We start from the raw sequence: 21416 nt of genomic DNA on the forward strand, positions 1-21416 counted from the left end.
GAGCCCTTTCCGGCGGAAAGGGCTCCGACCCCGCCTTCATCGGATCAGCTGGCCAGTTCGGCCTGCTCGCGCTCGATGCCGTACTTGCGCAGCTTCTCCACCAGGGTGGTACGACGCAAGCCGAGCAGCTGGGCGGCATGGGCGACCACGCCCTGGGTGCGTTCCAGTGCTTCGTTGATCAGGCCCAGTTCGATCGTGGCCATGTGGTTGCGCAGGTCCAGGCCGTCATTGGGCAGGGCCGGCTGGGCGCCAGCGTTCTCCGGAGCGACCTGTCCGCCACTGCCCGGGGTGTGGAAGGAGAAGCTGCGCAGGTCCAAGCGTTCCTCGCTGGCAGCCACCGGTTCCGGGGCGGGCGGTGCCACCACGGCCAGTGCGGCGTCGCCACGGTAGCGGGCCGGGAGGTCCTGCACGCGCACCGAACCACCCGGGTGCAGCACGGCCAGGCGCTCGACCAGGTTGGTCAGCTCGCGCACGTTGCCGGGCCACTCGTAGCTGGCCAGGGCCTGCAGGGCTTCCGGGGTGAAGCGCACTTCGCCACGGCCGGTGCGGCCGAGCTGCATGGCGATGGTTTCCACCAGGGCGGGCAGGTCCTCACGACGTTCGCGCAGGGCCGGCACTTCAATCGGGAAGACGTTGAGGCGGTAGAACAGATCCTCGCGGAACTTGCCTTCCGCGATGCGGGTTTCCAGGTCGCGGTGGGTCGCTGCGACCACGCGCACGTTGCAGCGGATGGTCTGGTTGCCACCGACGCGCTCGAAGCTGCGCTCCTGCAGCACGCGCAGCAGCTTCACCTGCATCGGCAGGCTCATGTCGCCGATTTCATCCAGCAGCAGGGTGCCGCCCTCGGCCATTTCGAAACGGCCCTTGCGCGCGGTCAGTGCACCGGTGAAGGCCCCTTTTTCGTGGCCGAACAGCTCGCTTTCCAGCAGGTCGGCGGGAATGGCGCCGCAGTTGATCGCAACGAACGGCCCATCACGGCGCGGCGAACGCTGGTGGATCGAACGCGAGACCACTTCCTTGCCGGTGCCCGATTCGCCCAGCACCAGTACGGTGGTGTCGAAGGCGGCCACCTGCTCGATCATGGTGCGCAGCCCGGTCACCGCCGGGCCGTTGCCGGTCGGGCCCTGGTCCTGTGCGGCGCCGGCCTGGTGCTCGGCGTCCAGGCGTTTGAGGCTGGCGCGGCGCAGCAGCGCCTCCATCTGGGTGTGGCGCAGCGGGGCTTCCAGCGGCCAGATGTTGGCCTCGTGCAGGCCGTGCTGCTGGGCAAACGCTGCAGCTTCACCGTCGGCCAGCAGCACCGGCGGCGGCAGGCTGCTGCCGCCCAGCCAGGCGTACAGCGCGGTGCTGGCGGCGCTGTCGTCGAGGCTGCCGACGATCACGGCCATCCAGTCGTTCTGGCGCTGGCGGCCCAGGTCGAAATCGGCCGCGTCGGAGACCCAGCGCGGGTTGAAGTCCATGAATTCCAGCAGGGCAACGGTGCGCTCGGCACGCACGGCGTCGTTGTCCAGTACAAGGATGCGCGATTCACTCACGATCGATCCTCCCTGAGGCCTTCCAGGATCGGCATGACTTCCTGGATGTACGACAACTTGCTGACGAAATTGTCGGCGCCGGCGCGCAGCGCATGCTCGCGGTGCTCGACGTCGTCAAAGTGGCTGGCGATCACGATGTACGGGGCATCATCCTGCGACTTGATCAGGCGGGTGGCCTGCAGGCCGCCCATCTCCGGCATGGCCAGGTCCATCAGCACCACCTGCGGGCGCAGCGATTCGGAGCGCTCGATGGCTTCCAGGCCGTTGCCGGCGCTGCCGACGATCTGCAGCCAGTCAATCTTGCGGAAGTGGCGCATCGCCGCGTTGATGAAACCCTCATGGTCGTCGACCAGCAGGACTGTGAGCTTGTTCATGTCCAACATCCTTTTCAGCCCACTCGGGCCAGCTGCGGTTGCCTGGCGCTGAGCCGGCGCCGTTCACGGGCCGGGGCGATATCCAGTTGTTCGCGGTATTTTGCGACGGTTCGGCGGGCAATGTTCACCCCTTGGCGTGACAGCAGTCCCGCAATGGCCTCGTCGGCCAGCGGGCGACCGGCCGGTTCGGCGTCGATCAGGCGGCGGACCATTGCCTTCACGGCCTGGCCGGACACGCTGGCACCTTCCAGGCGCACTGCGAAGAAATGCTTCAGTTCGAAGGTGCCGCGCGGGGTCTGCAGGAACTTGCCGGTGGTGATGCGCGACACCGTGGATTCGTGCATGCCGATCTCTTCGGCCACTTCCTTCAGGGTCAGCGGCGCCATGGCTTCCTCGCCACGCACCAGGAACGCGGCCTGGCGCTCGACGATCACCCGCGCGGTGCGCAGCAGGGTGTCGTAGCGCATGGACAGGCCGCGGCTGAACCAGCGCGCTTCCTGCAGCATCTCGCGCAGGGCCGGGGCGGCGTCGCTGGTCTCGGCCAGGGCCTGTTCGTACTGGCTGTTGATCGAGACGCGTCGGCTGGTGGCCGGATTCAGCGCGACCTTCCACTGCTCGTCGGCGTGCCAGGCGACCACGTCCGGCACCACCACCGCGTTGCGTTCGGGCAGCAGGCTGTCGCCCGGGCGCGGCTGCAGCGACAGGATCAGGCGCACGGCCTCGCGCACGTCATCCACTTCGGCGTCGTGCTGGCGGGCCAACGCGGGGTAGTCGTGCGCGGCCAGGGCCTCGAGCGCGCCTTCCAGGATGCGGGCGGCCAGGTGCCGGGCCGGCACCACGCCGTGCAGGCTGTAGAGCTGGGCCAGCAGGCCTTCGCGCAGGTCCTGCGCGGCCATGCCGGCCGGTTCGCCGTGCAGCAGCTGCTGTCGAATGGCTTCCACGCCGGTGCCGTCGATGTCGAACTGGGCGCTGGCCAGCAGCTGCAGCTGTTCAAGCGGCGCCTGCAGGTAGCCGGCCTCGTCGCAATGTTCCAGCCAGAAGGCCGCCACGGCCAGTTCGCGCTCATCCAGATCCAGTGCCAGGCGCTGCAGCACGCGCAGCTGCGGGTCGCTGGATTCGCCTGCAGCGATGCGCGCCATGCGATCGTCGTCGCCGTCCTGCCAGCTGCTGCCGGCCACGTCCCACATCGAGGACTCGGGCAGCTCATCGAAGGCGGCCGTTTCCAGGGTGGTGGCGCTGGCGTCGGTGGCGTCGGCCGCCGGTGCCTCGGCGTCCTCGATTTCCAGCAGCGGGTTGGAGTCCAGCAGGCGCTGGATTTCCTGTTCTAGGTGCAGACCGTCCAGCTGCAGCAGTCGGATGGACTGCAGCAGCTGCGGCGTGAGGTGAAGCGTCTGGCCCAGCTGGGTCGAAAGTGCAGCCTTCATTTCAGTTCCCCGGCGCCGCTCCCCGACGCCTTGTGGAACACATCTTGCTTTTGATCCCGGGCAGGCGGAATCGGGGGGTTCCTGAATGCACTGGTGATCTTCCCGACAGGATGTAGGGATATTCCCTACGCCGGCGCGGGAATTTGACGATACCCTGTGGCAAGTCGTTGATTTTCCGTGGCTGCCAGGCGGTCATCCGCGGTGCCGGTGCACGGAAACCCGACAGTTCGTGTCAGGGTGACGGAAAGCCGTCGTCAGTTCGGGCGCGGATGTGCGCCGTCCGACCAGATCCGGTCATTCCAGCTCGTGCTGGTGGCGGGCCGCCAGCAGCAGTAGATCATTGGCGCGGCGGCAGCCCAGCGATTCCATCATGCGGGCGCGGTGGGTCTCCACCGTCTTCACGCTGATGCCGAGAACGGCGGCGATCTCCTTGTTGCTCTCGCCCTTGCCGATGCGGCGCAGGATTTCGCGCTGGCGCGGCGACAGCGCGGCGATGCCGGTGGGCTTCTCGCGGCCCAGCATCGGCGCCAGCATCTTGGCCGAGATCTGCGGGCTGAGGAACACCTGGCCGGCGTGCGCGGCGCGCAGTGCCAGTTCCAGCTCCTGCGGGGCAGCATCCTTCACCACGAAACCCACGGCGCCACGGTCCAGTGCATCACGCACATGGGCGGCGTCGTCGTGCATGGTCATCATCACGATGCGGGTGCCCGGCGAGCGCAGGCGGATGTCGCTCAGGGCTTCCAGCCCGGTTCGGCCGGGCAGGGAGAGGTCCATCAGCACCACGTCAGGGGCATGCAGCAGGGCCATCTGCAGTGCCTGTTCGGCGTTGCTTGCCTCGGCAACCAGTTGCACGTCGGCAAACCCCTGCAGCAGTCGCGCCAGGCCGGCGCGAACCAGGGTGTGATCGTCGACGATGAGAACTCGCACAGGCACGTTGCAGGTCCGTAAGGGGAGACCACCTTAACTTAGCTGAACGGGTGCGCCAAGAGCACCCCGTCCCGCTTCCGGGTGGCAGGTTTCAGCGCGCTCGCCGCGCCTCGGCAACCTGACGCCGGTGCAAACGGAACAAGTGCCGTTCCATGGCCATCTCCAGGCCATCGCCAAGGCGATTGAAGCGCAGCCACAGGAAGTGGCCGCCGCTGCCATCGGCTGCTTCGGCGATGACGTCTACTGGCAGGTCGATGGTGTCGGGCAGCCAGTCGCTGGGCTGCAGGCGCACCACGCCGGCCTGGCCGGGCAGGGCACCACTGCGCGGGCCCAGCTGCAGGCGGATGCCGCGGCGCGACCAGCGTACCGGGCGCAGGGGCAGGTCCTGGCCCTGCTGGCGCACCAGGCGGCCCAGCAGGACCATGGTCAGGTCCAGCTTGGCTTCCAGGCGCTGGATCTGCAGGCTGGTTTCGCTGCGTTCGTCGTGCTCGTCCCCGCGGCTGTCTTCGACAAGCGCCAGGCTGCGCAGCAGGCCTTCGGCACTGCTGGTGCGACCGGCCGCGCTCCCCGCCTGGAACTCGGCCGGCAGGGCCAGCTCGCAGCTGAGCGTTTCATCGAACAGCTCGCTCTCGGCGGGGTGGTGCAGCGACGTGGTCGGCAGCAGGGTCATGCCAGCGATTCTGCCTTCAGGTACGCATGGGCGGCGCGAAGGGACCGGCCCGTGTGCTTGAGGTGTGCGGCGGCTTCGTCGCGCAGGCCGATCATGCGGGCCAGCACGCGCTGCTGGTGGTCGCGCAGCGCAAGGATCGCCTCGTTGCTGGGGCGCTCGACCACCATCGACAGCGCAGCCACGGCCTGCAGGTGCTCGGCCATCAGGCGCTCGCTGGTGTCGTAGTCATCGCCCGGCAGGCTGGCGTCGAGCGTGTCCAGCGAATCGTGCAGCGATTGCAGGTTCACGGAGCCACCGCCTTGACGTGGCGCTGGTCGGCCGGAATGGCGTTCCAGGCCGAATCGATTTCGACCATCAGGCCCAGCGCTTCCTGCAGCGCGGTGGAATCGTTGTGCAGGTTGCCTTCGGTCAGGCGCATGATGACGAAGTCATACAGTGCCGACAGGTTGCCGGCGATCTCGCCGCCGGCTTCGTGGTCAAGCGAGCCATGCAGGTGGCCGACGATCGCACAGGCTTCGCCGATGGCCTTGCCCTTGCGCGCCTGGTCATTCTGCTGCAGCGAGGCTTCAGCGGTGCGGATGCGCTCGCATGCACCGGCCAGCAGCAGCGCCACCAGCTTGTGCGGATCTGCGTCCACGACCGAGGTGGTCACACCGACCTTGCGGTACTGCTCGGCGAACTGCCGATTGGAACCGTACATATATGAAATCTCCTGGGATGCCTGCCCATCCGCGCGGGTTGGGGCATGGGTTCGGCACGGGGTCTAACGTGTTATCGGCGCAGGTGGCGTGCTACTTGAGTGCCACCTGCACGGGAAAAGCGAGTGGATCAGCCGAGCTGGTCGATCAGTGAGCCGCTGGCGGACTGCATCTGCGAGACCATTTTCTCCATCGCGGTGAACTGCTTGGTGTAGCGGTCGGAGACCTTTTCCATGCTCTTGTCGAGATCATCCAGCTGCTTTTCCAGCGCCTTGATCTGCTTGTTCAAGGTGGCCTGGCGCTGGGTGATCGTGCCGCTGGTGGTATCCAGGCTGCTCTTCATCAGCTCGGTCATCGGCTTGGCCAGCGAGCCTTCGGCACCGAACAGCTTGTTGGCGGCTTCCGGGTTCTTAGACAGTGCGGTGTCCAGCTTGGCCGCATCCAGGCTGAGGGTGCCATCGGCGGCGATGGTCAGGCCCAGGTCCTTCAGATCGTTGACGTTGCTGCTCAGCTGGGTGCGCAGCTGCTGCTGCAGGCCGCGCACCATGGCATCGCCTGTCATCGTCGAGGCGGTGTTGGTTTCCGCGTTGTAGGCGCTGGAACTCTTCAGCGTCGACTGGATCGAGTTGTACGCGGTGATGAACGCGTTGAGGTTGGTCTTCAGCGTGCTGTTGTCGGGGGCGATGGTCAGCGTCTGCGGCTCGCCTTCCTTGGCCTTGGTCAAGGTCAGGCTGACACCGGGCACCAGGTCGGTGATGGTGTTGGAGCTGCTGGTGCGGGTGAAGCCATCGACGACCACTACGGCATCCTTGGCCGGCACCATCTCGCTCATCTTCGAGGCAGCGGTGCCGTCGTAGACCAGGTTGGACAGCCCGCCATTGCCGCCGCTGGCGCTGACCTTCAGCGCGCCCTTGGTGCCGGAATCGACGGCGGTGAGTACCAGGTGCATGCCATCGTCGGCGGTGACCACAGCAGCGGTGACGCCCTTGCTCTGCGCCGCCGAGTTGATTTCCGCAGCGATCTTCTCCAGCGTCGCGCCGGCCTCGATCTCCACGTTGATGGTCTTGTCGCCGTAAGCAATCGACAGCGTACCGTCACCCACGACGGCATCCTTGGTGTAGGCCTGCGAGCTCAGCTTCTGGTTCTGCGCCAGTGATTTGACTTCCACCTGGTGGGTACCCGCCGCGGCCTTGCCGGCCGTGGCGCTGGTATCCAGCGCGGCGGAGAAGTTCGACTCGGTGGGCGTGGTCAGCTTCATGCCGGGCTTGGCCATGCCCGTTACCAGCGTCTTCAGCGCCGTCTGCAGGGTGGTCATGCCGCTCTTGATGGTGCCCAGCGCCGACAGTTTGGCGCTGGCCGCAACACCGGCCGAGTTGATCTGGTTCTCGCGGGGCTCGCGCTCCTTGGCGGTCAGCTGGCTAACCAGCGAGGGAATGTCGAGACCGGTACCAATCGTGCCGATGGCCATGCGGGGAATCCTTGTTCTTGGACGGGCCGTCGAGGTGTCCTGCACCTGCTATCGGCCGGGAATGGGCGAGCTTGAGCGATGAAACGCTTCCCCACCCGGTGCAAGGTGCGTGCCAATTGAAAGCCGGATACGAAGAAGGGGGCTTTTGCCCCCTTCCCGTTACCGCAAGGTACTACCGCTGGATCAGCGCAGCAGGCTCAGCACGTTCTGGCTGGACTGGTTGGCCTGGGCCAGCATGGCGGTACCGGCCTGCTGCAGGATCTGGTTGCGGGTCAGCTCGGCGGTTTCCGAAGCGTAGTCCACGTCGCGGATGCGGCTGCGGGCTGCGGACATGTTCTCCGACGAGGTGTTCAGGTTTGCAACCACCGAGGTGAAGCGGTTCTGGATGGCGCCCAGGTCAGCACGGGCCGAGTTGATCGAGTTCAGGGCGGCGTCCATCGCCAGGATGGCGTTGTCTGCACCGCCGACCGAGGAGATGTCCAGATCGGCGAAGCCGGTCTTGGCACCGCCAGCGGCGTAGTTGGTGGTGGCAGCGGCGGTCAGGCCGGTCTGCTCCAGCAGGTCGGCGGCGTCGGTCGAGCCAGCAACGCCCACGGTGAAGTCGCCTTCCTTACCGGTCAGCTGAACCTTGCCCTCGACCAGCGCTGCGCTGACGCCGGTTTCATGCGTCTTGGCGTTCACAGCGTTGACCAGCTGGGTGGCGCGATCGCCAGCTGAGCCGACCGCGGTCAGGTCGATCTGCACCGCGGAGGTGGCAGCGCCATCCAGTGTGCCGGTGATGGTGAAGCTGGCGGCGCCGAACTTGGACGGAATCGCAGCCTCTCCGGCCACGCCATCAGTGGTAGCAGCGACATCGCCGTCGAAGCCCGGGGCGGTGGTGTAGGCAGTGCCGCCGACCGATTGGGCGCGGGTGAAGTTGGCACCGTCAGCACGGGAGACCGTCAGGCTACCTGCGGTAATCGCACCAGCGATGGTGGTGGCCGCACCCAGGTCCAGGCTGAAGCCGTTGACGGTGCCGGTACCGTCGGCGCCGAAGCCGGCGGTGACGAAGGCAGCGGCGTTGCTTGCTGCGTCCGAAGCGCCCGTCACGGTGACAGCCAAGGTGGCGCTGCCTGCGGTGAAGGTCTGGGTGACGGTGCTGGTCGCATCGCCGCCGGCAGATGCGGTGAAATCGCCCATTTCCTTGGTGGCGGCGACGGCCGGCTTGGCAGCGACGGCATCACCGTTCGGCACAACGCCGGTGGCGGTTGCCGAGGTGGTGGCGCTGGTCCAGTTGCCGAGCTTGCTGATGTTGGCGTTGGCAACCTGCGAGATGTTGATCGTCTCGCCCTGGTTGGCACCGATCTGGAAGGCCTGGTTAGTGAAGCTGCCGTCCAGCAGGCTGGTGCCGTTGAAGTTGGTCTGCTCGGCGACGCGCTGGATTTCCTGCTTCAGCAGCTGCACTTCGGCGTTCAGCGCCTGGCGGTCGGAAGCGGAGTTGGTGGCGCTGCGCGACTGCACGGCCAGTTCACGGACGCGCTGCAGGTTGTTGCCGATTTCACCCAGGGCGCCTTCAGCGGTCTGGGCCAGCGAGATACCGTCGTTGGCGTTGCGGGCGGCCTGGTTGGCGCCGCGGATCTGGGTGCTGAAGCGCTCGGAGATCGCCAGGCCGGCGGCATCGTCCTTGGCGCTGTTGATGCGCAGGCCCGAGGACAAACGCTGAATGGTGGTGGCCAGGTTGGTGCCGCTGGTGCTCAGGTTGCGCTGGGCGTTCAACGACATCGTGTTGGTGTTGATGACTTGTGCCATGGTTCGGTTTCCTTGTTGGCAGTGTGTCCGGCAGAGCAGCCTGACCGGTTTCGGGGGGCAGTGGCTGGCTCCCCCCCAAGGGGTGTGCTACCGCTGCTGAAATCAATAACGGCACTCCCCCTCCGGCCTTTAGGAAGTTTCGTTGCTTTTTTCCGGGGCAAATGAAAAGGCCCCGCCATCTGCATGGCGGGGCCTCCCTGAAGCGCAGGTAGCGGCGGCTGTTACGACTGCAGCAGGCGCAGTACGTTCTGCGGCACCTGGTTGGCCTGGGCCAGCATGGCCGTGCCGGCCTGCTGCAGGATCTGGCCACGGGTCAACTCTGCGGTTTCCTGCGCGTAATCCACGTCGCGGATGCGGCTGCGGGCGGCGGACAGGTTCTCCGAGTTGGTGTTCAGGTTGGCAATGGTCGAGGTGAAGCGGTTCTGGATCGCACCCAGGTCGGCACGCGCCGAGTTGATCGACTGCAGCGCGGCATCCATGGCCAGGATCGCGTTGTCAGCGTTGGCCTGGTTGGAGATGTCCAGCTCGGCAAAGCCGGTCTGCGCGACACCGGCGGCGAAGTTGGTGGTGGCGCCGGCGGTCAGGCCGGTCTGCTGTGCCAATGCAGCCTCAGCAGCGGTCTGGTCAGTGCCGATCGCGCCGACGGTAAAATTCGCATCCTTCGACGTCAGCTGCAGTGCCCCATCCACCAGCGACGCGGTTACACCGGTTTGGTGGGTCTTGGCATTGATGGCATTGACCATCTGGGTGGCTCGTTCGGCAGCGGTCTTGGCGCTGTCCACATCAATCGTCACTGCCTGGCCCGGAGCGCCGTCCACGGTCCCGGTGATGGTGAAGCTGGTCTTGCCGAAGATTGCCGGCTCGGCTTCGATGCCATTGGTCACCGCGGCTGCAAACGCACCGTTGTCGAACCCTCCGCCCGTCTGCGTGATGGTGAAGCTGCTGCCGTCTGCCCGGGTGAACTGGATGTTGCTGTCTGCGACGGTACCGGTGACGGTGATGCCAGCGGCCTTCAACTCTGCCGTCTTGCCGTCGATTGCCGTCTGCATCTCCGCCGCGCTCACGGCGACGCCTGCGGCACGATCGAGAATCTCAACTGTGCCAACTGTGAGGTTGTATGCAGTGCCGCCACCAGCAGCCACCGGCTGGAACGTGCCAGAAGCTGCGGAAGTGGAGGGCTGACCCTTGACGGCACCACCATCCGGCGTCACGCCCAGCGCCGATGCATTCGTGGAGGCACTCGTCCAGCTGCCCAGCTTGTGCACATTCGCATTGGCGATCTGCGAAATGTTGATGGTCTGGCCCTGGTCGGCGCCGATCTGGAAGGCCTGGTTGGTGAAGCTGCCATCCAGCAGGCTGGTGCCGTTGAAGTTGGTCTGCTCGGCGACGCGCTGGATTTCCTGCTTCAGCAGCTGCACTTCGGCGTTCAGCGCCTGGCGGTCGGACGCGGAGTTGGTGGCGCTGCGGGCCTGCACGGCCAGCTCGCGGATGCGCTGCAGGTTGTTGCCCACTTCACCCAGTGCGCCTTCGGCGGTCTGGGCCAGCGAGATGCCGTCGTTGGCATTGCGCGCGGCTTGGTTGATGCCACGGATCTGCGTGGTGAAGCGCTCGGAAATGGCCAGGCCGGCGGCATCGTCCTTGGCGCTGTTGATGCGCAGGCCCGAAGACAGGCGCTGGATCGAGGTGGCCAGCGAGCTGCTGCTGGTGGTCAGGTTGCGCTGAGCATTCAGCGACATGGTGTTGGTGTTGATGATCTGTGCCATGGTGCTTCTCCGTGGTTGCTCGGTTCGTATCGGTGTGGAAAGGCGCGGGACGCGCCGTGCTGGAAGTCAGGTGAAACGGGAATGGGTCAGCCGATCTTGTTGAACAGGGACATCGCCTGCATCTGGCTGAAGATGGTCTGGGCGGCTTGAAGGGCAGCGTTCTCCAGCTTGTATTGGCCGATCGCATCGGCGTAATCGAGATCGCGCATCGTCGAGAGCGTGCTCTTGACGGTGACGGCAGTGGCTTCGCGGGCGCTGGCCGCGGTATCGATGGCGGCCAGCTGCGCACCGCCCTTGGCTCGGGCGTCGATCATCGTTTCCGAGGCCCGGTTGAGGTCGCGGATGCTCGACTGCAGGGTGTTCTGCAATGCCGTGCGCTGGCTTTCAGTGGACGGGTCGGTTTCCAATGCCGCGACCAGGCTGTCCAGGGTGGAGAAGATGTCGCGGGTACCCGCGTCGCTGATGTTGAATTCGTCCCCGGCCGCCGGCGCACCCTCGATGCGCATGCTGACGCCGGCTACGACAATGTCTTCGCCGGGCTTGTGCGCGCCGGTGCCCACCACCGTGCCGCTGCCGTCCACGACCTCGTAGGCCCCTTCGGCAGCACCGGTGAAGCGAACGTTGAGCGTTCCGCCGGCCCAGCTGTCGCTGCCATCGCGGCTGATGGAGGTGAGCAGGCCGCTGCCACTGTTGCCGGCGGCGGCACTGGCATCGACGCGGCCATCGCCGGTGGGGATGCGCATGAAGATCTCGCTGCCGGGCAGGGCGTCGGACACCAGCTGACCGGGTGCAACCTCGACCTGGCGCTGGTTCTGGTCGCCGTTGTAGGTGACCGTGCCGCCCGACAGCTTGAACGGCGCATCGGCGTCGTTGCTGCCACCAAACAGGTATCGGCCGCTGCCATCGCGGGAATTGGCCAGCGAAAGCAGGCTGTCCTGGATGGTCTTCAGTTCGCTGACGATGGCCTTGAGGTCACTGGACTTGGGCACCGGGCTGTTGGCCTGGATGCTCAGTTCCACGGCGCGCGACATCAGTTCATTGACCTGGGCCAGCGCGTTTTCCTGGAGGCCAAGGCGGTTGTGCACGCTGTTGGCGTTCTTGCCCAGCTGCTCGAGACCGGCCACGACGCGGTCCAGTCCGACGGCGGTGCCGGCACCGACCGGATCGTCCTTGGCCGAGCTGATCTTGCTGCCCGTGGCGATCTGCTGCTCCAGATGGCTGATCTTCGACTGCTTGGCCAGCATCAGCGATACCGACTGGTTGAACATCATCCCGGTTGAAATGCGGGTGCTCATCGGCGGATTGCTCCCAGGATGGTCTGGAACATGTTGTCGGCGGTGGAGATCAGCTGCGAGGCGGCCTGGTAGGCCTGTTGCAGGCGCAACATGTCGGCGGCTTCTTCGTCCAGGTTCACGCCGGAGATCTCATCGCGCGAGGCCTGCGCCTTGTCCGAGATGACCTGCTGCGCATCGAGTGAATACTCGGCCGAGCGTGCGGCGGCACCGACCTGGGTGGTCAGGCCGCCGAGCGCGCCGTTGAGGGTGACCGTGCCGGCATTGAAGGCCTTGGCATCCTCGACCTTGGCCAGCAGCGCGGCATTGCTGTTGTCCGACGAGCCTGCCGGGGTGGGGGTGATGTTGAACGTGTCGCCGGTCTTGGGCGCACCATCCAGCACGAAGCTCCAGCCGTTGGCGCTGATGGTCTGGCCAGGCGTATAGGTCTGTGGCGCGCCGCCATTGATGGTGTAGGTGGTGGCGGAGGTGAACACGATCGCGGCAGGGTCGCGCAGGTTGGCGTTGCCAACGTCGGTGACGGCGACCCCGGTCAGCTTGCCAGTGCCAGTGTTGGCCAGTGCAGCCGCGCCCTTCACCGCAGCGGCGGCGGCGATGCGCGAGGGATCGGTGATGGCGGTTTCCAGGCTGCCGGCGACGCCCGCGGTCGGCTGCAGCAGGAACCGGTCATTCTTCGATGGCGTGCCGCCCACGACCAGCTCGACGCCGTTGATCACCAGCGGGTCAGCGGCGCTGCCCGTGCCGGTCAGGGCAATGCTGGCGCCGGTGTCGGCGCGGCTGGCCTGCCACTGGGTGCCGTCGAACTTGAGCACGATGTTCTGTGCGTCCAGCTTGGACAGGTCGCCATAGCTGGCCGAGATGCTGCCGGTGCCCGTGTTGCTGGAGTTGGGCGTGACGCGCGGGTTGCCGATGTTGAAGAAGTCACCACCCATCTGGCCATACAGGTCCACGCCCTGGCGATGCGCCTGGTTGAAGCTCTCGGCCAGGCCGACCGCCAGCTTGCCCAGTTCAGCCTGGGCCGGCGTCAGCACGGTATCGCGGAATTCAAGCATGCCGCCGATCTTCCCGCCCACCGCCTTGGGGTCCAGGGTGATGGTGCTGCCCTGGGTCTGCAGAGCGAGCTGCAGGCGCTCGGGCTGGTAGGGGTCGGTCACCGTGGTGACCTTGGACGCCGTCGTGCCGACCACCAGCGCGTTGCCGCCAGCGGTGTAGACGTTCATCACGCCGCCATCCTGCACAACCGCCGTGCCGCCGGTGTAGCCGACCAGCTGGGAAATCAGCTGATCGCGGCGATCCAGCAGATCCGGCGCGGCGTCGGTCACGTTGCTGCCGATCGCGCCGTTGATCTGTGCGATTTCCTGGGCCAGCCGATTGATCTCGGTGGCACCGGCGATGAGCCCGTTGTTGACCTCGCTGTTCAGGTTGTTCATCTGGGTGTTGAGCTGCCCGAAGCGGCTGGCAAGCGCCTTGCCACCATCCAGCAGGCTCTGGCGGTCAGCCGTACCTGCGGCATTGGACGACAGGCCGCTGACCGCATCGAAGAAGTTCGACCATGAGCCGGCAACGTTCGTGGCCGAGTCGGAGAACAGGGCGTTGACCCGGTCGGCCATGGTCGACAGCTGCTTCAGGCGCGCGAGTTCGCCACTGCTGTCGAGCAGGCGCGAGATCGCCAGCTGGTCTGCAGCCCGGCGTATGTCGGTGATTCGGGTGCCGCTGCCCACCTCGCCAAATCCATAGTTCTGCGGATCGGCGGTGGCGAAGTCGACCTTCTGCCGGCTGTAGCCGGGCGTATTGATGTTGGCGACGTTATGGCTGGTGGTCGCCAACGCACGCTGGAAGGCGAGCAGGGCACTGGTACCGGTGGAAAGGACGCTGGACATGGGGTTCCTCAACGACGGGTGATACCCAGCGCCGCAGTCGCGGTGCTGGCGAAGGTCTGGCCAAGGCGCGTGCCGGCGTCGGCTACGGCGGCCACGGCGCGCTCGATCGTCGGGCCGCCGGCGATCGCGGCGATCTTGGCCGCGTAGCGCGGATCGGTGGCGTAGCCGGCGCGCTGCAGGCCGCGGGCGAAGCCCTGCACGTCGGTGCCCGCCTGCAGGGCCTGCTGGTAGCGCGGGCTGCTCTTCAGCAGGCGCACGTAGTCGGCAAAGCTCTCGGCCGGGGTGCTGTAGGCGCGGAAGCTGGCGGTTTCGTTACGGCGCACGCCATCGACATACTCGTGGGTACCGGCAACGGCGCTCTGGCCCTTCCAGCCGGTGGCCTTGATGCCGAACAGGTTGTGCGAGGTGCTGCCGTCGGCGTGCTTGATCTGCCGCTTGCCCCAGCCGGTTTCCAGCGCGGCCTGGGCGACCAGGGCGCGGGCGTCCACGCCCAGTTCCTTGGCCGCGCTCTGCGCGTGTTCCCAGATGCTGGCCACGAAGCCCTCGGGGGTGTTCGCGCCCAGCTGGGCCACCGCGGTGCGCGTTGCCAGCGCATCGGCGTGAGTGCCGACGCTGCCGCGGTTGCTGGCGGTGGCCGCCCACTGGTCGTTGCTGGCGGCCCAGTCGTCGCCGTCGATACTGCTGGCGTACGGATCGTGGGTTCCCAGCGAACGGTGCATGCTGCTGCTGTCGCGGCCGGCGATCAGGTCCAGCGCCTGCTCCATCGGGGCCAGTGCCGGGTTGACCTCAGCCTGTGCGCCGTCCTGGTTGCCGGCGGCCATCTGCTGCAGCATGCGCACGGCCTGGCTGGCGTCGTCCAGCGACATCGACGGGGCCGTCGCGGCCGGTGCATTCAACTGGTACGCGCGGCTGGCCTTGGCCGGATCCACGCGGGTGTCCAGCGCCGGGCCATCGGCCTGCTGGCCGGACAGCTGACGGCTGATGATCGACGACAGGCCCAGGCCCTTGCCGCGGGTCATCGCCTCGGCGATCTTCTGGTCGTACATCTCCCGGAACATCTTGTTTTCACCGGGGAACAGCGAATCACCAAAGCTGGCATCACGCATGCTCTTGACCAGCATCTGTGCGAACTGGCCTTCCAGCTGGCGAGCGACCTTGTCGATCTTGGCCGGGTCGTTCTGCTGTACAGGATTGAGGTCAAAGGCGGGATTGATGCGCATGTCAGATCACCTCGAGTTCGGCACTCAGGGCGCCGGCCTGCTTCAGTGCTTCCAGGATCGCGATCAGGTCGCCAGGGGCGGCGCCCACGGCGTTCACGGCATGCACGATTTCATCCAGCGTGGTGCCGCCGTTGAACTTGAACATGCGGCTGCCATCGTTGGTGGCGGTGATGGTCGACTGCGGGGTGACCACGGTCTGCCCGCCGCCGAAGGCGTTGGGCTGGCTGACGTTGGCGTTTTCCTGAATGGTGACCGTCAGCGAGCCGTGCGAGATCGCGGCCGGGCCGACACGCACCTGCTGGCCGATGACCACGGTGCCGGTACGCGAGTTCACCACCACCTTTGCCGGTGCGCTGCCGGGAGTCAGTTCAAGGTTCTCGATGCGGGCCAGCAGGCCGATGCGTGCGCCGGGATCGGTCGGTGCGGCCACGGCCACGGTCACGCCATCGACGGCACGCGCAGCGCCTTCGCCGAAGGCATTGTTGAGTGCTGCGACCATGCGCGAGACGGTGGTGAAATCGCCGTTGTGCAGGTTCAGGGTGATGTCGCCGCCGTTGGCCAGCGGATCGGGCAGGGCACGTTCAACGGTCGCGCCATTGGGGATGCGGCCGACGCTGGGCACGTTCACCGAGACGCGCGAACCATCCTTGCCCTGTGCGCCGAAGCCACCGACGATCAGGTTGCCCTGGGCGATCGCGTAGATCTGCCCGTCGGCACCGCGCAGCGGGGCCATCAGCAGCGAGCCGCCGCGCAGCGACACCGCGTTGCCGATGGAGGACACGGTGATGTCGATCGGCTGGCCCGGCTTGGCGAAGGCTGGCAGCTCGGCGTGGATCGCCACGGCGGCCACGTTCTTCAGCTGCGGGTTGACGTTGGCCGGCACGTTCACGCCCAGCTCGCCCAGCAGGTTCTTCAGGCTCTGCACGGTGAAGGGCGCTTGGCTGGTGCGGTCACCGCTGCCATCCAGGCCGACCACCAGGCCGTAGCCGACCAGGGCATTGCCACGCACGCCGCCGACCTGGGCCAGGTCCTTGATGCGTTCGGCGCTGGCCGGGGCCGCCACGGCCACTGCCAGGACAAACACGCCGACGCATGCGGCGATGCGACGCTGCCAGGCGGAAGGGAAGAGAGAGTTCATGGCCATGCTCAGAACGGCGCCAGCGCGGAGTTGAAGAAGCGGCTTAGCCAGCCCATCGCGTTGGACTGCGCGACCGGGCCGCGGCCGCCGTAGACGATGCGGGCTTCGGCCACGCGGCTGGAGGGAATGCTGTTGTCCTGCGCGATGTCAGCCGGGCGCACGATGCCCTGCACCTGCACCAGCTCATCGCCCTGGTTCAGACGCAGGTTCTTCTGCCCCTGTACCACCAGGTTGCCGTTGGGCAGGCGTTGCACCACGGTTACCGTCACGCTGCCCTGCAGGCGGTTGCTCTGCGCGCTGTTGCCCTTGCCGGTGAAGTCACGCTTGCCATTGGCGGTCGCGCTGAGTATGTCCTTGCCGCCCAGGGTGACCGGTGCGCCGAAGATCGACGGCGTGCCGATGCTCAGGTCCGATTCCTTGGCGGTGGCGGTGTTCGCACTGGTCGTGGCGGTGGTGTTTTCCAGCAGGGTGATGGTCAGCAGGTCGCCGACATCGCGGGCGCGACGGTCCGAGTACAGCTGCAGCGTGGGGCCAGCGGCGTAGATCGCACCGGCGGTCGGCGCGGCCTGCGGCGGCATGATCGGCTGGATCGGCGCCATGGCCGGATACGGGCGCACGTCGCCGGCGATCACGCAGCCGCCAAGCAGGGCGGCCACGGCGCAGGGCAGGGCGATGCGGGCAAGTTTGGAAAGGAGCGACATGGCGATCATCCGTTGGCGACGGTCAGACGTTCTGGTTCAGGTAACCGAGCATCGCGTCGGTCGTCGAAATGGCCTTGGCGTTCATCTCGTAGGCGCGCTGGGTTTCGATCATCGAGACCAGCTCTTCAACCACGTTGACGTTGCTGCCTTCCAGTGCGCCCTGGACCACATTGCCCAGTCCGTTGAGGCCGGGGTTGCCGTTCTGGGCCGGGCCCGAGGCCGTGGTTTCCAGGTACAGGTTTTCGCCGCGGGCCTGCAGGCCTGCCGGATTGACGAAGTCGGTGAGGGTGAGCGCGCCGATTTCCACCGTCGCGGCGGCGTCAGCCATCTTCACGCTGATGGTGCCGTCGCTGCCGATGGTCAGCGACTGCGCGCCTTCGGGCACCTGGATGCCAGGCTGCACCGGGTAGCCGCTGTTGGTGACCAGCTCGCCGTCCTGGTTGATCTTGAACGAGCCATCCCGGGTGTAGGCCGAGCTGCCGTCGGGCATCTGCACTTCGAAGAAACCGCGGCCGTTGACCATCACGTCCAGTGCGCGGCCGGTCTGCTGCTGGCTGCCCTGTTCGAAGTTCTTGGCGGTGGCCACCACGCGCACGCCGGTACCGATCTGCAGGCCGGTCGGCAGCTGGGTCTGCGCCGAGGACGAACCGCCGGGCTGGCGCACCTGCTGGTACAACAGGTCCTCGAAACTGGCGCGGTCCTGCTTGAAGCCGGTGGTGTTGGTGTTGGCGAGGTTGTTGGAAACCACCGACATGCGCATCTGCTGCGCATCCAGTCCGGTTTTCGCGATCCACAGTGCCTGGTTCATCTTCGAAGTCCTGTCTGGGTGAAGCCGGCCGCGCGGTGCGGCCCTTGTGTAAAGCAGTGCAAGCGGTGTGCCAGCAATGGCGCGTGCCGGTGCCGGAATTCCGTCAGCCGCCCAGTCGCAGCAGACTGTTGGCGCTGCGCGCGTTCTCGTCGCCGTGCTTGATCACCTGCACCTGCATTTCGTACTGGCGCTGCAGCTGGATCATCTGCACCAGCGCACCGGCGGCATCGACGTTGCTGCCTTCAAGCTGGCCGCTGTGCACCGTCGGGCCCTGTGCCTGGGCGAACGGCTGCTGCGGATCGGTGTTGGCGAACAGGCCATCGAGCCGCCGCTCGAGGCGATCGTCGGCGGCCTGCACGATCTTGATGCGGCCGATCATCGCCATCGTCTGCGGGCCTTCGCCCTGCGGGATGATCGAGATCGTGCCGTCGTTGCCCACTTCCATTGCCTGGTACGGCGGGATGGCAATCGGGTTGTTGTTGTCGTCCAGCACCGGACGGCCACTGGAGGTCACCAGCTGGCCGTTCGGCGTGACCGACAGCGCGGCGCCACGGGTGTACGCCTCGCTGCCGTCAGTAGCCTGCACGGCCAGCCAGGTACCGGTCTGCAGCGACAGGTCCAGCGGCTTGCCGGTGATGTGCTGCGCGCCGGCGGTGCGGTTGAAACCGGCGTCGACGTGCAGCGCATCCACCCGCGAGGCAAAGCCCTGGCCACGGATCGGGAAGGCTTCGGTGTTGGCCAGCGCTTCCTTGAAGCCGGGGGTGTCCGAGTTGGCGAGATTGTGGCTGAGCGTTCCCTGCGCCTGCAGGGAGGCGCGCGCGCCGGTCATCGCAACGTAAAGGGCTTTATCCATGGGGGGCGTTCCGTGACAGGTTCAGCAGGTCATCAACGGATGTTGATGACGGTCTGGGTGATCTGGTCCTGCGTGGTGATCATCTGCGCGTTGGCCTGGAAGTTGCGCTGCGCGGTGATCATGTTCACCAGCTGCTCGGTCAGGTCCACGGTCGATGCTTCCAGCGCGCCAGCCTGGATCTTGCCGAGGTTGGAGCTGTCCGGCGCCGCGGTGCGCGGAGTGCCCGATTCGAAGGTCTCCACCCACAGGTTGTTGCCCTTCTGTGCCAGGCCCTGGGTGTTGTTGAAGCTGGTCAGGGCGACCTGGCCCAGCGGCTTGTCATCACCGTTGGAATAGCGTGCATACACCACGCCGCTGTCGGAGACGGTGATCTCGTTGAGCTTGCCGGCCGCATAGCCGTCCTGCTGCGTGTTGCGCAGGGCGAACTTCTCGCCGTACTGGGTCGAACCGCTGATGTCCAGGGTCATGTTCAGTTCGCCCGCGCCCGTGGTCGGCGTGAACGTTCCAAGGCTGACCTTGCCATTGGTCGGGTTGGTGAGCTTGCCGCTGTTGTCGAACGTGATCGCGGTCGGCGTGCCGGCCGGCTCGCCATCGACGTAGTTGTGCACGGTCCAGGCGTTGGTCGCGGCTTCCTTGACGAAGTACGACACCTGGATGTGGCTGACGCCCAGCGAGTCATAGACGGTGATGCCGCCGCTGGACTGGTTGTAGCTGTTGGAATCGGTCGGGTCGAAATCGGCGACCGTCGGCTCCTTGGCGTTGGCGGGCAGGGTGAAGCCCACCTTCACTTCGCTGGTCTGCTTCGGCGGGCTGTCGGTGGTCAGCAGCTGCAGGTCGACCAGGCGGCCGGCGTCGAAGCCGGTGCCATCGGCGTTGGGCGCGAACACCTGCAGGCGTGCACCCTGCGGATTGACCACGTAGCCGGCAGAATCGGTCTGGAAGTTGCCGGCGCGCGAATAGACGCGTGCGCCGTTCATGTTCATGGTGAAGAAGCCCTCACCGGAAATGGCCATGTCCAGGCTGCGGCCCGTCTGGTCGTTGTTGCCCTGGATGAACTGCTGGGCCACGTTGGTGACACGCGCGCCGGAGCCGGTCTGGTTATTGGACAGGCCGTAGCTGGTGGCGGCAAACAGATCGGCGAACTCCGCACGCGACTGCTTGAAGCCGACCGTGTTGACGTTGGCGACGTTGTTGGCCGTGACACTCAGGTCGGTATTGGCGGCGTTGATGCCGGACAGCGAGACATTGAAGCCCATGGGATTGCTCCTGGTAGATGCGGGGGTGCGGCTCAGCTCACGCGGAGCACGTAATCGATCGGGGCCGTGCCCAGGCCCTTGAGGTTCAGGTACAGGCCATCGGAACCAACGGTGACGCTTTCCACCGGTGCCTGCACGTACGTGGAGAGCTTGGTGCTGGTGCCCGCGGTGTCGACGTGGTTGGCGACGATGGAGTACTTGCCCGGTTCCATGCGCTTGCCATTGGCGTCCTTGCCATCCCACTTGAACGCGACCTCACCGGCGGCGCTGGCCTCGACACTGATCGAGGTGACCTTGCTGCCGTTGGCATCGGTGACATCGACGGTGACGATGCCGGCGGCCGGTGCAGCGACGGTGCCACTGACATCGCCTTCCGCTTCGAGTACCAGCTTCTCGGACGGCACCAGCACTTCATGGCCGACCAGCGCCGCGCCACGCAGTACCTGGTCGCTGGCCATGGATTCCTGGAAGCCCTTCACCGAGGTGTTGAGGTCGGTGATGCCCTGCACGGTGGACATCTGCGCCATCTGCGCGACCATCTGCGTGTTGTCCATCGGCTTCAGCGGATCCTGGTGCTGCAGCTGCTCGGTCATCAGGCGCAGGAAGTCCGCCTGGTCGAGCGTGTTCTTCTTCTTGGTGCTGTTGCTGTTGGGGGCGTTCAGGCCGAGTGCGGCGTAGACGTCCTGGTTGGTCTGGGTGGTGACGGTGGTCATGCGGTGGTCCTCGCGAGCGCGCCTCAGCGGCCCATGGTCAGGGTGGCCAGGGCCAGTTCCTTGGCGGTCGTCAACATCTCCACGCCCGCCTGGTAATTGCGCGAGGTCGAGATCAGGTTGACCATCTGCGCCACCGGATCGACGTCGGGCTGGTAGATGTAGCCATCGGCATCGGCCAGCGGATGGCCGGGCTCGTAGCGCTTGATCGGCGCCGCATCGCTCTGGGTGATTTCCTTGACCTTCACCGAGGTGATGTTCGGATCGGTCTTGCTGGTCACGGCCTGGAAGATCGGCTCCAGCGGCTTGTAGACCGCGTCGGCCGAGCCGGCGATGCTGTCGGCGTTGGAAAGGTTGGAGGCGATGGTGCTCATGCGCACCGACTGCGCCTGCAGTGCGGAGCCGGCGATATCGAAGATCGGCAGGTTGCTCATGGCTTACTGCCCCGTGATCGCGGTGAGCATGGAACGGACCTTGCTCTCGACGAAGCTGAGCGAGGCACGGTATTCCAGCGCGGCGCGGCCATAGGCGGCGCGCTCGGCATCGGGGTCGACGGTGTTGCCGTCCAGGCTGGGCTGCACGCCCTCGCGGGCCACCTGGAACGGGTTCAGGCCACTACTGATCTCGTAGTGCTGCTCGTTCGTGGTGGTCATCAGGCCGTTGGCGTCCAGCCCCTGGGCAGTGCGCAGGGCGGCGTCGAAGTCCAGGTCCTGGGCCTTGTAGCCGGGAGTGTCGGCATTGCCGAGGTTGCTGGCGATCAGCTTCATCCGCTGTTCGCGCAACGGCATGGCCTGGGCGTGCACGCCCAGGTAATCGGTAATCAGGTTGCGCACGGTGCACTCCCACGGGAACGATGCCCGGGAAGCTGCAAGGGGTGTGCCAAAGCGTGGGTGCCGCCGGGCCTGGACTGGCGG

Annotated in this window: 21 protein-coding genes; all 21 read right to left on the reverse strand. The window is 66.3% G+C overall.

Features of this window, described 5'->3' with window-relative positions:
* Positions 1-44: 44 nt before the first annotated feature.
* Entirely contained in the window at positions 45-1532 is a 1488-nt protein-coding gene (locus tag DCO49_RS14045; protein WP_116864559.1) for a sigma-54 dependent transcriptional regulator, read from the reverse strand.
* Positions 1529-1906 carry a response regulator transcription factor gene (locus DCO49_RS14050; RefSeq protein ID WP_049460600.1) on the reverse strand — a complete coding sequence of 126 codons (378 nt, stop codon included), beginning with the start codon at positions 1904-1906 and terminating at the stop codon, positions 1529-1531. The genes DCO49_RS14045 and DCO49_RS14050 overlap by 4 nt, the downstream gene beginning before the upstream one ends.
* 14 nt (positions 1907-1920) lie before the next feature.
* Positions 1921-3330 carry an RNA polymerase factor sigma-54 gene (gene rpoN, locus DCO49_RS14055; RefSeq protein WP_116864560.1) on the reverse strand — a complete coding sequence of 470 codons (1410 nt, stop codon included), beginning with the start codon at positions 3328-3330 and terminating at the stop codon, positions 1921-1923.
* Positions 3331-3624: 294 nt separating this feature from the next.
* Positions 3625-4257, reverse strand: a complete 633-nt coding sequence (locus DCO49_RS14060) for a response regulator transcription factor (protein ID WP_116864561.1) — start codon at positions 4255-4257, stop codon at positions 3625-3627.
* A gap of 91 nt (positions 4258-4348) precedes the next feature.
* Complete coding sequence (locus tag DCO49_RS14065) at positions 4349-4927, reverse strand: PilZ domain-containing protein (protein ID WP_116864562.1); 579 nt, start codon at positions 4925-4927, stop codon at positions 4349-4351.
* The gene (locus DCO49_RS14070) at positions 4924-5214 is read right to left on the reverse strand and encodes a hypothetical protein (RefSeq protein ID WP_079221830.1); all 291 of its coding nucleotides are present in this window, start codon (positions 5212-5214) and stop codon (positions 4924-4926) included. Before DCO49_RS14070 ends, DCO49_RS14065 begins: the two co-directional genes overlap by 4 nt.
* Positions 5211-5627, reverse strand: a complete 417-nt coding sequence (gene fliS, locus DCO49_RS14075) for a flagellar export chaperone FliS (protein WP_079221831.1) — start codon at positions 5625-5627, stop codon at positions 5211-5213. The genes DCO49_RS14070 and fliS overlap by 4 nt, the downstream gene beginning before the upstream one ends.
* Positions 5628-5755: 128 nt before the next feature.
* On the reverse strand, positions 5756-7093 hold the full coding sequence (gene fliD, locus DCO49_RS14080) for a flagellar filament capping protein FliD (protein WP_116864563.1): 1338 nt from the start codon (positions 7091-7093) through the stop codon (positions 5756-5758).
* Between the two features lie 183 nt (positions 7094-7276).
* Positions 7277-8881, reverse strand: coding sequence for a flagellin (locus tag DCO49_RS14085; RefSeq protein ID WP_116864564.1), 1605 nt, complete (start codon positions 8879-8881; stop codon positions 7277-7279).
* Between the two features lie 221 nt (positions 8882-9102).
* A complete protein-coding gene (locus DCO49_RS20655; protein ID WP_116864565.1) occupies positions 9103-10644 on the reverse strand; it encodes a flagellin in 1542 nt (513 codons plus the stop codon).
* 86 nt (positions 10645-10730) lie between these two features.
* Complete coding sequence (flgL, locus tag DCO49_RS14095) at positions 10731-11939, reverse strand: flagellar hook-associated protein FlgL (RefSeq protein ID WP_116864566.1); 1209 nt, start codon at positions 11937-11939, stop codon at positions 10731-10733.
* Positions 11936-13816 carry a flagellar hook-associated protein FlgK gene (gene flgK / locus DCO49_RS14100; protein WP_116864567.1) on the reverse strand — a complete coding sequence of 627 codons (1881 nt, stop codon included), beginning with the start codon at positions 13814-13816 and terminating at the stop codon, positions 11936-11938. Before flgK ends, flgL begins: the two co-directional genes overlap by 4 nt.
* 8 nt (positions 13817-13824) lie before the next feature.
* Complete coding sequence (gene flgJ, locus DCO49_RS14105) at positions 13825-15036, reverse strand: flagellar assembly peptidoglycan hydrolase FlgJ (RefSeq protein ID WP_116864568.1); 1212 nt, start codon at positions 15034-15036, stop codon at positions 13825-13827.
* A gap of 1 nt (position 15037) precedes the next feature.
* Positions 15038-16180: a flagellar basal body P-ring protein FlgI gene (locus DCO49_RS14110; protein WP_116864569.1), complete on the reverse strand. Its 1143-nt coding sequence runs from the start codon at positions 16178-16180 to the stop codon at positions 15038-15040.
* A 2-nt stretch (positions 16181-16182) separates the two neighbouring features.
* Positions 16183-16875, reverse strand: coding sequence for a flagellar basal body L-ring protein FlgH (gene flgH / locus DCO49_RS14115; RefSeq protein WP_116864574.1), 693 nt, complete (start codon positions 16873-16875; stop codon positions 16183-16185).
* Positions 16876-16897: 22 nt separating this feature from the next.
* Positions 16898-17683, reverse strand: coding sequence for a flagellar basal-body rod protein FlgG (flgG, locus tag DCO49_RS14120; RefSeq protein WP_116864570.1), 786 nt, complete (start codon positions 17681-17683; stop codon positions 16898-16900).
* A gap of 103 nt (positions 17684-17786) precedes the next feature.
* Positions 17787-18536 (reverse strand): flagellar basal body rod protein FlgF, encoded by a 750-nt coding sequence (locus tag DCO49_RS14125; RefSeq protein ID WP_108768817.1) that lies wholly within the window; start codon positions 18534-18536, stop codon positions 17787-17789.
* 32 nt (positions 18537-18568) lie between these two features.
* On the reverse strand, positions 18569-19792 hold the full coding sequence (gene flgE, locus DCO49_RS14130; RefSeq protein WP_116864571.1) for a flagellar hook protein FlgE: 1224 nt from the start codon (positions 19790-19792) through the stop codon (positions 18569-18571).
* A 32-nt stretch (positions 19793-19824) separates the two neighbouring features.
* The gene (locus tag DCO49_RS14135) at positions 19825-20505 is read right to left on the reverse strand and encodes a flagellar hook capping FlgD N-terminal domain-containing protein (protein ID WP_116864572.1); all 681 of its coding nucleotides are present in this window, start codon (positions 20503-20505) and stop codon (positions 19825-19827) included.
* Positions 20506-20528: 23 nt separating this feature from the next.
* Positions 20529-20936 carry a flagellar basal body rod protein FlgC gene (gene flgC / locus DCO49_RS14140; RefSeq protein ID WP_079221843.1) on the reverse strand — a complete coding sequence of 136 codons (408 nt, stop codon included), beginning with the start codon at positions 20934-20936 and terminating at the stop codon, positions 20529-20531.
* Between the two features lie 3 nt (positions 20937-20939).
* On the reverse strand, positions 20940-21335 hold the full coding sequence (flgB, locus tag DCO49_RS14145) for a flagellar basal body rod protein FlgB (protein WP_116864573.1): 396 nt from the start codon (positions 21333-21335) through the stop codon (positions 20940-20942).
* Positions 21336-21416 lie beyond the last annotated feature (81 nt).

This window comes from Stenotrophomonas sp. SPM, from assembly GCF_003105135.1.
Taxonomy (GTDB): Bacteria; Pseudomonadota; Gammaproteobacteria; order Xanthomonadales; family Xanthomonadaceae; genus Stenotrophomonas.